General features: G+C 47.2%; 16 protein-coding genes. 14 read left to right on the plus strand and 2 right to left on the minus strand.

Going from position 1 to position 12374, the window contains the following annotated elements; all coding sequences use genetic code 11:
- Nucleotides 1-2 precede the first annotated feature (2 nt).
- The 4 genes from LAJLEIBI_RS08400 to LAJLEIBI_RS08415 are packed head-to-tail and all read left to right on the plus strand — an operon-like array spanning nt 3 to nt 2705.
- Nucleotides 3-215: a cell division topological specificity factor MinE gene (locus LAJLEIBI_RS08400; protein ID WP_006441358.1), complete on the plus strand. Its 213-nt coding sequence runs from the start codon at nt 3-5 to the stop codon at nt 213-215.
- Nucleotides 212-1336, plus strand: coding sequence for an FtsW/RodA/SpoVE family cell cycle protein (locus tag LAJLEIBI_RS08405; protein ID WP_006441359.1), 1125 nt, complete (start codon nt 212-214; stop codon nt 1334-1336). The genes LAJLEIBI_RS08400 and LAJLEIBI_RS08405 overlap by 4 nt, the downstream gene beginning before the upstream one ends.
- Nucleotides 1337-1348: 12 nt before the next feature.
- Nucleotides 1349-1744 (plus strand): methylglyoxal synthase, encoded by a 396-nt coding sequence (locus tag LAJLEIBI_RS08410; protein WP_006441360.1) that lies wholly within the window; start codon nt 1349-1351, stop codon nt 1742-1744.
- A gap of 25 nt (nt 1745-1769) precedes the next feature.
- On the plus strand, nt 1770-2705 hold the full coding sequence (locus tag LAJLEIBI_RS08415) for a D-alanyl-D-alanine carboxypeptidase family protein (RefSeq protein ID WP_006441361.1): 936 nt from the start codon (nt 1770-1772) through the stop codon (nt 2703-2705).
- A 39-nt stretch (nt 2706-2744) separates the two neighbouring features.
- Here LAJLEIBI_RS08415 and LAJLEIBI_RS08420 read toward each other — a convergent pair whose 3' ends face one another.
- Complete coding sequence (locus LAJLEIBI_RS08420) at nt 2745-2957, minus strand: DUF378 domain-containing protein (RefSeq protein ID WP_006441362.1); 213 nt, start codon at nt 2955-2957, stop codon at nt 2745-2747.
- Between the two features lie 82 nt (nt 2958-3039).
- On the opposite strand from LAJLEIBI_RS08420, the gene mnmL reads away from it, so the two are divergent.
- The 8 genes from mnmL (at nt 3040) to LAJLEIBI_RS08460 (ending at nt 9599) form a co-directional block, all read left to right on the plus strand.
- Nucleotides 3040-3996, plus strand: a complete 957-nt coding sequence (gene mnmL, locus LAJLEIBI_RS08425; RefSeq protein ID WP_006441364.1) for a tRNA modification radical SAM protein MnmL/YtqA — start codon at nt 3040-3042, stop codon at nt 3994-3996.
- 16 nt (nt 3997-4012) lie between these two features.
- Nucleotides 4013-5389 carry a biotin/lipoyl attachment domain-containing protein gene (locus LAJLEIBI_RS08430; protein ID WP_006441365.1) on the plus strand — a complete coding sequence of 459 codons (1377 nt, stop codon included), beginning with the start codon at nt 4013-4015 and terminating at the stop codon, nt 5387-5389.
- A 17-nt stretch (nt 5390-5406) separates the two neighbouring features.
- Nucleotides 5407-6102, plus strand: coding sequence for a YggS family pyridoxal phosphate-dependent enzyme (locus tag LAJLEIBI_RS08435; protein ID WP_006441366.1), 696 nt, complete (start codon nt 5407-5409; stop codon nt 6100-6102).
- A 23-nt stretch (nt 6103-6125) separates the two neighbouring features.
- A complete protein-coding gene (locus LAJLEIBI_RS08440) occupies nt 6126-6674 on the plus strand; it encodes a cell division protein SepF (protein ID WP_006441367.1) in 549 nt (182 codons plus the stop codon).
- A gap of 8 nt (nt 6675-6682) precedes the next feature.
- Nucleotides 6683-7438 carry a YlmH family RNA-binding protein gene (locus tag LAJLEIBI_RS08445; protein WP_006441368.1) on the plus strand — a complete coding sequence of 252 codons (756 nt, stop codon included), beginning with the start codon at nt 6683-6685 and terminating at the stop codon, nt 7436-7438.
- Nucleotides 7439-7457: 19 nt separating this feature from the next.
- Complete coding sequence (gene lspA, locus LAJLEIBI_RS08450; RefSeq protein WP_006441369.1) at nt 7458-7985, plus strand: signal peptidase II; 528 nt, start codon at nt 7458-7460, stop codon at nt 7983-7985.
- Nucleotides 7957-8871, plus strand: coding sequence for an RluA family pseudouridine synthase (locus LAJLEIBI_RS08455; RefSeq protein WP_006441370.1), 915 nt, complete (start codon nt 7957-7959; stop codon nt 8869-8871). Before lspA ends, LAJLEIBI_RS08455 begins: the two co-directional genes overlap by 29 nt.
- Nucleotides 8872-8951: 80 nt before the next feature.
- A complete protein-coding gene (locus tag LAJLEIBI_RS08460; protein WP_006441371.1) occupies nt 8952-9599 on the plus strand; it encodes a cytidylate kinase-like family protein in 648 nt (215 codons plus the stop codon).
- Nucleotides 9600-9665: 66 nt separating this feature from the next.
- On the opposite strand, the gene LAJLEIBI_RS08465 is transcribed toward LAJLEIBI_RS08460, so the two are convergent.
- Nucleotides 9666-10403 carry a tRNA 2-thiocytidine(32) synthetase TtcA gene (locus LAJLEIBI_RS08465; protein WP_006441372.1) on the minus strand — a complete coding sequence of 246 codons (738 nt, stop codon included), beginning with the start codon at nt 10401-10403 and terminating at the stop codon, nt 9666-9668.
- 183 nt (nt 10404-10586) lie between these two features.
- On the opposite strand from LAJLEIBI_RS08465, the gene LAJLEIBI_RS08470 reads away from it, so the two are divergent.
- Both LAJLEIBI_RS08470 and LAJLEIBI_RS08475 read left to right on the plus strand, forming a co-directional pair.
- Nucleotides 10587-11288: a response regulator transcription factor gene (locus LAJLEIBI_RS08470; RefSeq protein WP_207735656.1), complete on the plus strand. Its 702-nt coding sequence runs from the start codon at nt 10587-10589 to the stop codon at nt 11286-11288.
- Entirely contained in the window at nt 11281-12282 is a 1002-nt protein-coding gene (locus LAJLEIBI_RS08475) for a sensor histidine kinase (RefSeq protein WP_006441374.1), read from the plus strand. The genes LAJLEIBI_RS08470 and LAJLEIBI_RS08475 overlap by 8 nt, the downstream gene beginning before the upstream one ends.
- The last annotated feature ends 92 nt before the right edge of the window (nt 12283-12374 follow it).

Below are 12374 nucleotides of genomic sequence, written 5' to 3' on the forward strand. Positions count from 1 at the left end.
ATATGTTAAAAAAATCTTCTGTCTCAATAGCCAAGAACCGGCTGAAAGTGCTTGTCACCTCAGACCGTGTACAATGCGCGCCGGCCGCATACGATAATATCTGCCGGGAATTATACAAAGCGTTGTCCAAGTATATGGAACTTACAGAAGATGAATTTGATGTAGAGATAACAAGAACTCGCATATTGATCAAAATAGCAGGAGAAGAGACGTGAAATTACCCAGATTTACAAAACCGTACCGGTTAAAAGATTACAAGTTCACATTAGTCATATCCGTACTGGCCCTGTCAGTGCTCGGCGTTCTCGTAGTCGGCAGCGCCAATGAATCTTATCAGAACAAGCAGATAGTCGGCCTTGTGTTCGGACTGGCCGTCATGGCTGTCGTATCTCTGATCGACTATGTATGGGTGCTGAATATGTACTGGCTCATCTATGGGTTCTCTATACTGAGCCTCCTGCTCGTGCTGTTCATCGGGGATGAAGTCAACGGGGCGACCCGCTGGATCAACCTCGGATTTACGACATTTCAGCCTTCGGAGCTGGCGAAAATACTGCTTATTCTCTTTTTTGCCAAGTTTATCATGAAGCATGAGGAGGACATCAATTATAAGTGGACGATCATAAAGTATGCGGTGCTGGCCGGAATACCGCTGGCGCTGATCATTGTGGAGCCGAACCTTTCCACGACGATCTGTACGGCGCTTGTGATCTGCCTGCTCATCTATATCGGCGGGCTGAGCTATAAATTTATCGGTACGGTGCTGCTCATACTCATACCCGCCGCGATCATATTTCTCAGTATCGTTGTACAGCCGGACCAGAAGATTCTGAAAGATTATCAGCAGGAGCGTATCCTCGCCTTTCTCGAACCGGAGAAATATGCAAGTGACGGCGCGTACCAGCAGAATAACTCCGAGATGGCTATCGGTTCCGGACAACTGACGGGTAAGGGGCTTAATAACAACACGACGACATCGGTTAAAAACGGAAACTTCATTCTGGAGCCTCAGACAGACTTTATATTTGCTATTGTGGGGGAGGAATTAGGGTTTGTAGGTTCTTGTGTTGTTATTGCACTAATATTAATAATTGTGATACAATGTATACTGATAGGGCTTCGATCGCAGGATATGGCGGGGAAGATCATATGCTGCGGCATCGGAGGACTCATCGGGTTTCAGAGCTTCATCAATATCGGGGTCGCGACTAAGGTGCTTCCGAATACAGGAGTTCCGCTGCCGTTTGTAAGTTACGGACTGACATCTCTCGTCAGTTTATATATCGGTATTGGATTTGTTTTAAATGTAGGTCTACAGCCGAAAAAATATCAATAAGGAGTGAATACTATGAATATAGGCCTGATTGCACATGATTCCAAGAAGACGCTGATGCAGAACTTCTGTATCGCTTACAGGGGAATTTTAAGCAAGCATGAATTGTTTGCCACCGGAACGACCGGACGTCTCATCGAAGAGGTGACAAACCTGAATATCCACAAATATCTTGCGGGTCCTCTTGGAGGTATGCAGCAGCTGGGAGCACAGATAGGGCAGAATGATATCGACGCGCTTATTTTTCTCAGAGATCCGCTGACCCCAAAACCGCACGAGCCGGATGTCAATGACGTCGTACAGCTCTGTGACATGCACAATATACCGATGGCCACAAATCTGGCCACCGCGGAGATGATCATTCTAGCAATTGACAGAGGGGACTTGGATTGGCGTGAAATGTACCGTTAAGACTTTAATATGTGTAAGTGCGGTTATGGCAGGCGCGCTTCTTACGGGCTGCTCTCTGCTTGGCGCTCAGGATGTGGCTGCCGGTTATGAGGCGGAACAATATAATAAAAGTATATATAAAGCAGGCCTTTTTGCGGAAGACTTGTGTGTCACTGCAAAGGATGTTCCCCTTGCGGACGCACCGGATACAGGCTCGTTATCTGCGGCGGCTCTGTTCGATGTGGATAAGAGTGACGTTGACTTTGCCTATAATGTACACGAGAGGCTGTATCCTGCAAGCACGACCAAGATCATGACAGCGCTCGTGGCGATCAAAAACGCGGACCTATCCGATGTCGTTACGGTCGGCGCGGATGCGGATGAGAGCAGTTTTGCGGCAGATGAGCAGACGTGCGGCCTGAAGGCGGGCGACAGGCTGACGCTTGAGGCTCTGCTGAACGGACTTCTTCTGTATTCCGGGAATGACAATGCTGTGGCGATCGCAGACTATGTAGGCGGAAGTATGGAAGGGTTTGCAGAAATGATGAACGAGGAAGCCGCCCGGCTTATGGCGACGGAGAGTCATTTTTTGAATTCCAACGGGCTCCATAACGAAGACCACTATACGACCGCATATGATCTGTATCTTATTTTTAACGAATGTATCAAGCATGAAGAATTTCTGGATATCATAAGAGCAAAATCTTACACTGCCGATATTACCGGGGCAGACGGGAATAAACGCCAGATCACATGGGAGCCGACGAGCTTTTATGCACTCGGTGAGGCGGCGCTGCCGCAGAATGCGACGATAATCGGCGGCAAGACCGGCACAACAAAAGAAGCCGGCAACTGCCTCATACTTCTGTCGGAAGACGGGCAGAGCAGGCCATTTATTTCCATTGTCATGGGTGCGGACACCAAAGCGATATTGTATGAAGATATGACCGGGCTTATTGAAGCGATCCCGGCAGATAAATAATAACAGAGGGGCATCTCATGAAAGGGATACCCCTCTTACTTATGAACGGCTGCCTGGTGTGTTGGAAATTCTGCCGTAAAGGCTGATGAGGTATAAGCCGCATAAACCTACGATTGTGTAGATGATTCGTGACAGCCAGGAGAGATTACCAAACAGAAAAGCTACGAGGTCGAATCTGAAGATTCCGACCAGAAGCCAGTTAATTGCACCTATGATGACAAGTGTCAGAGCGGTATTGTCAAACCATTTCATGTGATTTCCTCCTTTTTTCGATGCTAAACATAGTATGTCTGCGGAAATTCAAAATTATACATGAGAAAGGAAAATTTGTCAGATGGGACCGAACATGTATTATTATCCATATTCAGAATTTTTAAAAAATAAATATGGTGAGAAGGTGTATAAGCTTCCGGTAAACCTCCCGGTCACGTGCCCGAACCGCATTGCGGGCAGAGGGTGCATTTTCTGTGCCGAGCCGGGTACGGGCTTTGAAGCGATGGATGCGCAGGTACCGGTAGCAGAGCAGATAATCCGCACGAAGGAGCATATTTCCAAAAAATATAAAGCCCGTCTGTTTATTGCATATTTCCAGAACTACACAAATACGTTCCTGCCGCCGGAATCCTTCCGCGCTTATGTGACCGAGGCGGCTAAGATAAAAGATATCGTTGAGATCGCGGTCTCTACGAGACCGGACTGTATCACGGAAGAATATCTGGACATCCTGCAGAAGGTCAGCAGAGAGCATCAGGTCGAGATCACGGTGGAACTCGGCCTCCAGACCGTCAATTATCATACGCTTGAAAAGATCGGGCGGGGGCATACGCTTGCGGCGTTTATAGACGCGGTGCTCATGATCCGCTCTTACGGCTTTGACATATGCACCCATGTCATCTTAAATCTGCCGTGGGATGACAGGAGCGACTGTCTGGAAACAGCGAGGGTATTGTCAGCGCTTAAGGTCAATGCGGTGAAGATACATTCTCTTTATGTGGCAAAAAACACACCATTGTGCGAAGCCTATGAAAATGGTACAATAACTCTATGCTCAAAAGAAGAGTATATGGAACGGCTTATATGTTTCCTTGAGCTTTTGGATCCAGATATGGCCGTGGAACGGCTTTTCAGCCGCATTCCCGAAAAAGACGCAGTGTTCTGCAACTGGGGGATGAGCTGGTGGAAGCTGAAGGACGAGCTGACAAAAGAGATGGAGCGGCGGGGGACATATCAGGGAAGAACGTATGGGTATCTCCACGGAGCGGCTTTACATACATTAAGAGATATACGATAGCACAGGGGGTTATGTTGTGGCGGGAAACGATTTGACCAACATACAGGTCTACCGGAAAAAATGGAATATCAATATAGGGGTCATCATATTCGGCGTTATTTTCATCTATCTGGCCGTGACCGTGCTCATTTACCTCACGGACAAGAAAGTGTCCGCTTATGAAGTGCGGGAGGGCTCCATATTAAAAGATACAGCTTATACAGGATTTATCGTCAGACAGGAAGAGGTTGTGAATGCCGAGGGGGACGGCTACATCAATTATTTTGCGCCGGAAGGGGCGAAAGTCGGAGCAAGGACAGATGTATATACACTTTCTCCGGGCAAGCTTGACTTTGATGAGCCGGACAGTGGGGAAGCCACTGAGCTTACGGCAGAAGAACAGGCCGCCATGCTTGTAAAGACACAGTCTTTCAGCGAAAATTTTAATGAGAGCCAGTACAGTGATGTCTACACATTAAAAAATAATATATCTGCCGTGCTGGAGAGCAAATCAAGCCAGAGCAGGCAGTCGCAGCTTGACGCCATGATAAGCGAAGGGAAAGAGGGGCTTCAGGTGTACCCGGCGTCCGACGACGGGATCGTCATCTACTCCACAGACGGTTATGAAGGGCTTGAGCTGAAAGATGTGACAAAAGATATGGTGGAGAAGAAAGATTATGAAAGGAAAAGCATAAAGAACAATACGAAAGTCAGGTCGGGAGAGCCGGTATATAAGCTGATCACCGATGATGCCTGGACGCTTGCGGTCGTTCTCGAGGATGAAACGGCCCAGGAGCTGGCGGAGACAAAGCGGGTAAAAGTCCGGTTTACGAAAGACAACGAGACGACGACCGCCGGATTTGCAGTATATAATACGAAAGATTACAATATTGGATTTCTGACTTTTACGAGTTCCATGATCCGTTATGCGCAGGAGCGTTACCTGGATATAGAACTCATACTGGAGGATGAATCCGGTCTGAAGATACCGAAATCTTCCGTTGTAAAGAAAAAATTCTATACGGTACCTGAGGATTATCTGACGCAGGGGGGAAACAGCAGGGATACAGGAGTGCTCATTGATACCGGCAGGGACAATGCCGAGTTTCAGAAAGCGGATGTCTATTACAGAGACAGTGAAACAGGGATGGTCTATCTGAACCCGGACGCCTTTGAGGAGGATACGGTTTTGATCAGGCCAGATTCAAATGATACATACAGGCTCAAAGATACGAAGAGTCTGAAAGGTGTGTATAACATCAATAAAGGCTACGCCATTTTCAAACAGATCAAAATACTGTGTGAGAGTGACGAGTATTATATAGTAGAATCCGGAAACAATTACGGACTGGCCAATTATGACCATATCGCTCTGGACGGCAGTTCCGTAAGAGAGAATAAGGTTGTATTTTAAACAAAGGGGTGACAGAAATGATGAAAGAGAAGCTGGAAAATGTGGAGGAAAGGATTCGCGCGGCCTGCGAACGGGCGGGAAGAAACCGCAGCGAGGTGACGCTCATCGCAGTGAGCAAGACAAAGCCTGTGGAGACGCTCAGAGAAGCTTACGGCCTGGGGGTCCGTGTGTTTGGGGAGAATAAAGTCCAGGAGCTTGTCGATAAATATGGCGCGCTGCCGGAAGATATACACTGGCATATGATCGGACATCTGCAGCGCAACAAGGTAAAATATATCATTGATAAAGCAGAACTCATACATTCTGTTGATTCTTTGAGACTTGCAGAAACAATTGAAAAAGAAGCAGAAAAACATAATATTACGGCGAATATCTTGATCGAAGTCAATGTTGCCAGAGAAGAGAGTAAATTTGGCGTAATGCCCGAGGAATTAGATGAAATTGTAGAGAAAATTGCAGGATTCAATCATCTCAACGTAAAGGGCCTTATGACAATCGCTCCATACGTCGAAAATCCTGAGGAAAACCGGGCTGTTTTCGCTCGTCTGCGCAAATTATCTGTTGACATTGCCAGTAAAAACGTTGATAATATGAATATGAGTATACTTTCCATGGGTATGACCAATGACTACGAAGTTGCGGTCGAAGAAGGGGCTACCATGGTGCGAGTGGGAACCGGTATATTCGGTGAGCGTGATTACGCTCAAGTATAACGTAAGATAGGAGATTTTTTATAATGGGAGTATTAGATAAGTTCCTGGATATCATGAAGCTGAGTGATGACGACGATTACGATGACGATGATTTCTTCGACGACGACTACGATGATGACGATTACGAAGAGAAGCCTAAGAGAAGTTTCTTCCGGAAAGAAAAGGACTACGACGATGAAGAAGAGGATGATTACGAACTTCCGGCCAGAACATCTTCCAAATCTTCCCGTTCAAATAATAAAGTAACACCGATGCGCCAGCCTGCAAGGAGAAGCGGGGTGAGCATGGAAGTATGTGTTATCAAGCCTACTTCTGTCGATGATGCAAGGGAGATCACGGAGACCCTGCTGTCAGGCAGAACTGTCATTCTGAATCTGGAGGGGTTGGATCTGGAAGTGGCACAGAGGATCATTGACTTCACATCAGGCGCTACCTTTGCGATCAACGGCAATCTTCAGAAAATATCAAACTACATATTCCTCGTAACACCTACTAACGTAGATATATCCGGAGACCTTCAGGATCTGCTGAACACATCTTTTGATGCGTCGTCTATGAGGTCGAGGTTTTAGGACAGGTTATGAATAAGGAAGAGCAGTTATTACAGAAAAGGCTGGCTGAGTTGTCTGACCTGGCCTTTACACGCGGTATCGTTACATTTTCGGATTTTCTTAATTTAAATGAACTGAATATACTGCATACAACGCCAAAGCATATGTTTCCCGCGCATTACGAGACATATGGCGGCTATGATCTATCAGAGCGTCAGATGGTTGCATTTCTACCTGATGCTCTTTATTATGAGTACACGTATCCGCTGAGCGTCATAGAGGTGGCGCCGGTCAGCCGGAAATTTGCCGAGGAACTGACGCACCGTGATTATCTCGGCGCGCTTATGAACCTTGGGATCGAACGTTCCAAGCTGGGAGATATCATAGCCGGCAGTTTTGGCGCCTTTCTGTTTGTAAAAGAAGAACTGGCGGCGTATATCACAGGAGAGCTGACACGGATCCGGCATACGGCCGTTCAGGCAGTACAGCGCCCGGCGGCAGAATTTACCTATGAGCCGAAATATGAAGAGATGAAGGGAACCGTTCCTTCCGTCCGGCTGGACACGGTGCTTTCAGTTGCGTGGCCGCTGTCCAGGAGCAAGCTGACGGCTTATATTGAAGGCGGGAAAGTATTTGTAAACGGAAAGCTGATCACGAGCAATGGTTATCATCTGAAAGAATCTGACCGTATATCTGTCCGCGGAATGGGGAGGCTTACTTATGAAGGAATCCTTTCTCAGACAAAAAAAGGGCGGTATATGATATCTGTTCACAAATATATATAGAGAGATGACATATTATAGAATGGACAATAACAATATGAAAGAGGAAAACAGAATAAAGCATTATGCGGCTGCTGTCACAGCGGCTGCAGCCGGGGTACTCATTGACCAGCTCACAAAATATATGGCGATCGCAAAGCTTAAGGGGCAGGAGCCTTTCGTACTTCTAAAAGATATCTTTCAGTTTGAATATCTGGAAAACAGGGGAGCAGCTTTTGGACTGTTTCAGAACCAGCGTATTTTCTTTTTTATCAGTGTGGCCGTCATCTGTGCGGTCGTTATATGGTTTTATATGAAAGTTCCGATGGAGCGCAGGTTTCTTCCGCTTCGTATCTGTGCCGTGATGATAGTGGCGGGTGCGTTCGGCAACTGTATTGACAGAGTAAGGCTCAATTATGTGGTGGATTTCTTTTATTTTAAACTGATCGATTTCCCTATATTTAACGTGGCCGACATCTATGTGACAGTATCCACGTTTGCGTTGGTGATACTCCTGTTCTTTTATTATAAGGAGGAAGATTTTGAGCGAATTTTTCACCGTAGAAAATGAGGAAGGAGAACGGATCGACCGCTATCTTGCGGAAATGCTTTCTGACCGGTCCCGTTCCTATATCCAGAAGCTGATCAAAGACAGTCATATCTTAGTGAACAACAAGCCTGTAAAAGCCAATTACAGGCTTTCCTGCGGTGATATGCTGGAAGTTACGATACCGTCCGCAAAAGAGCCGGATATTCTGCCGGAGGACATACCGCTTCATATCCTTTATGAGGATGCGGATATTATCATCGTCAACAAACCGAAGCAGATGGTCGTACATCCGGCTCCCGGCCATTATTCAGGGACACTCGTCAACGCGCTTATGTTCCACTGCGGCCGGGAACTGTCCGGCATCAACGGCATGATGCGGCCCGGGATCGTACACAGGATAGATATGGATACGACGGGGTCTCTCATTGTATGCAAAAATGACATGGCACATCAGGCTTTGTCGGAACAGCTGAAAAAGCACAGTATACGCCGTATATATGAAGCGGTCGTACACGGTGGTTTTAAAGAGGAAGAGGGGACGGTCAGCGCGCCCATCGGAAGACATCCCACAGACAGAAAAAGGATGAGCACCCATGCAAAAAACGCAAGAGAGGCGGTCACGCACTATAAAGTGCTGGAACGGTTCGGAGAATATAGTTATATACAGTGCGAACTGGAGACAGGCCGCACACACCAGATCCGTGTTCATATGTCCAGCATCGGCCATCCGATCGTCGGTGATATGGTATACGGCCCGCGAAGATGTCCTTTTCCCGGTCTTCAGGGACAGACACTGCATGCAAAGACGCTCGGGATCATACATCCGCGCACGGGTGAATATCTGGAGGTGGAAGCGCCGCTCCCACAATATTTTGTGGAATTGTTAGAGAAACTAAGGGATATTTAGTGTAAGATTTTCGGAAAATTGTGTACTTTTCACATATATTGTTATATAATATAGGCATACTTACAAAGGAGTGTGATTGCATGGCTGAAAAGACTAATACAATTATTACGATAGGAAGGCAGTTCGGAAGCGCGGGGCGCGAAATCGGCTATAAAGTTGCAAAAGACCTGGGAATCAAACTTTATGATAAGGAGATGCTGGACAGGGCGGCTAAGGAGAGCGGCATATGTCAGGAGCTGTTTGAGACACATGATGAGAAGCCTACCAACAGTTTTCTGTATTCTCTCGTTATGGATACGTATTCTCTCGGATATTCCAGCGGAAGCTACACAGATATGCCGATCAACCACAAGGTGTTTCTGGCGCAGTTTGACGCGATCAAGAAGATAGCTGATGAAGGTCCGTGTATTCTCGTAGGCAGGTGTGCAGATTATGCGCTCCAGGAATATGAAAATGTACTCTCTGTTTTCATTCATGCCAGTCTTGACGCGCGCATCCGGCGTATCGCGCGCATCTATGAATTGACGGATGCAAAGGCAAAGGATATGTGCCAGAAAACAGATAAGAAGCGCGCGAGCTATTATAATTATTACACAAATAAGAAATGGGCGGATGTAGAGAGCTACAATTTCAGTTTAGACAGTTCTGTGCTGGGGATCGAAGGGACTGCCGAAGCCATAAAGAGACTCGTGGAGCTCAAGGAGAGAGGGCTGGACCGGAAGCTGTAAACGTGGCGGTGTAACATAAACAAATGAAAAGACGGAAAGAAGCAGCGATGCTTCCTTCCGTCTTTTTTACTGCCGTATGTGCGGGACACGGTCCGGCCATCCTTTAATATTTCCGTTCAAAACAGCTGTAAACATACGCTGTCTTGCTCCCGGATGTTCGTCATTCAGCTGTTTTACAAGTTCCTTGGCATACTGCCGTTTTGTGTATCCGTCGATGGGACAGCGGCTTGTCACTACAGGCAGGTCATATTTATTCTTAAACCCTATGATATCTGCCTCGTCCACGAACATGACAGGGCGTATGACGGTGAGGTCCATACGGTCCAGATAAGTCCGTGGAGAGAAAGAATAAAAACGTCCCTCAAACAGAAGGGAGAGGAGCATCGTTTCGATGATGTCATCCTTGTGATGCGCGTAGGCCACCTTATTGCAGCCCATCTCTTTCACGGCCTGATTCAGTGCGCCTTTTCGCATTTTGGCACAGAGAGAGCACGGATTGCTCTCTTTGCGCTCCTCAAAGAGAATATGGGCGATATCGGTCTTTACGATCCGGTAAGGGACGCCCAGTTCCTTACACAGCTTTATGACAGGGGTAAAATCGCATTCACTGTATCCTAGGTCTACCGTCACCGCGCTCAGCTCAAATTTGTTCGGATAAAACCGTCTGAGCCCGTGCAGCGCATATAATAATGTCAGGCTGTCCTTTCCGCCGGATATCCCGACCGCGATGTGGTCGCCTTCCTCGATCATGCCGTATTCATCGACCGCTTTTCTCGTATAGCTGAGCAGCTGTTGCAGTTTCATATCTCACTGGTCCTTTCTGTTCTCACTCCCTTTTTACAGGGAATCATTCGTACGAGCTAATATTATATTATTTCAGGAAATATTACAATAGGTAATAGTAAGATGGAAGATGGAGCGCAAAGAGACTCATATGGCTTGATTCGATAAATGCTTTCATGTAAAATGAGACGAGAGGATGAAAATATGCAGAAAATCAAGATATTGATCGTAGAAGATGACAAGGCGATAGCGGACGCGGTCGCCTACACACTGGAAAAAGAAGAATTTAAGTTCATAATTGCCGGCAGCGCCGCTGAAGCGCTCCCTTATATCGGAAGAAAGGATATCGGCCTGTATCTGCTGGATGTAATGCTTCCGGACGGAACCGGGTATGATATATGCAGAAAAATAAAGAGATACCACAATGTTCCGGTTATTTTTCTCACTGCCTGTGACGAGGAAGCCAATGTCGTTATGGGGCTCGATATCGGTGCGGATGATTATATCGTAAAACCGTTCAGGATCCGGGAGCTGATATCCCGTATACGCAGCGTGCTGCGGCGTTATGACAGCAGGCAGGACATAAGACCTGCCTCTGTCTATTGTGCCGGAGATATAAGGGTGCTCACGGCAGAGGGCAAGGTGTACTGCAAAGAAGAGGAGATCTGTCTGAGCGCGCTGGAGTACAAGCTCCTCCTGTTTCTTATCCGCCATGAGGGGCAGATCGTGACGAGAGAGCAGCTGCTTTCCCACATATATGACATTGCGGGTGAATATGTTAACGACAATACGCTGACCGTGTATATAAAGCGTCTGAGGGATAAGCTGGAAACTGACACAGAGGGCCCGGAGATCATAAGGACAGTACGGGGGCTTGGATATACGATAGGAGAATCACATGTTTAAAAACAGAGAAATCACATATACTGTCATTTTTATGATCCTCGTAACTGCCGTCTCATCTGCCGTATGCGCTCACGTGCCGTCCTTTGGCCCATATGTGGTGCTGGCGGACGGTTTTCTTTATCTGGCCGGCTTCCTGGCATTTTCATCTTACCGTTACGGTAGATTGAGAAAGCTGTCAGAATTTCTGAGAAAAGCGCAGTCACAGATGCTCCCTCTTGAAGTGCCGGACCAGATGGAAGGGGAACTCGGCGTGCTGAAAAGCGAGTTCTATAAACTGATCACAAAATGTCACTCTCAGGCAGAACTTCTGAGCAAAGACAGACAGTTCCTCTCCGATACGATCTCAGATATCTCGCATCAGCTGAAGACGCCCATGACATCCATGAATGTTATGATCGATCTGCTGAAGGACGAGACGCTGCCGGCCGGCAAGCGGCTGGAGTTCACACATGCCCTCCGCACCCAGCTTTCCCGGATGGAATGGCTTTTGTCCGCGATGCTCACGATGTCGCGGCTGGACGCAGGCTCCATCGTGCTGAAAAAAGAGGAGGTAAATGTATCGGAAATGCTCAGCAGGGCATCGGAGCATCTTCTCATACCGATGGAACTGCGGGACCAGACACTGATACTTCCGGAGAATTCTCCGGCTGTATATCAGGGAGATCTGCACTGGAGCAGCGAGGCGGTATCCAATATATTAAAAAACTGCATGGAACACACCCCGTACGGCAAAACGATCACGATTGAAACGGCTGAGAACTCTGTCTATACGGTTATCACGGTAAAGGATGAAGGCGGCGGCATCAGCGACAAGGACAAGCCGCACGTTTTTGAGCGCTTTTACAAGGGGGCAAATGCCTCTCCCGACAGCGTCGGTATCGGGCTGGCTCTCGCAAAGCAGCTCATCACGGCACAGAACGGGACGGTTGAGATCGAATCTGTCTATGGGAAATATACTGTATTTATCATAAAATTCTATCACTTTAATATGTGACGATATTGTCATATATTCTGTCACCTCATTGTCACCTTCCGTGTATATACTGAGAGCATAAAGGAAGAACACTGCAAGGAAGGAGGCATCTT

It is taken from the genome of [Clostridium] hylemonae DSM 15053, from assembly GCF_008281175.1.
Classification (GTDB): domain Bacteria; phylum Bacillota; class Clostridia; order Lachnospirales; family Lachnospiraceae; genus Extibacter; species Extibacter hylemonae.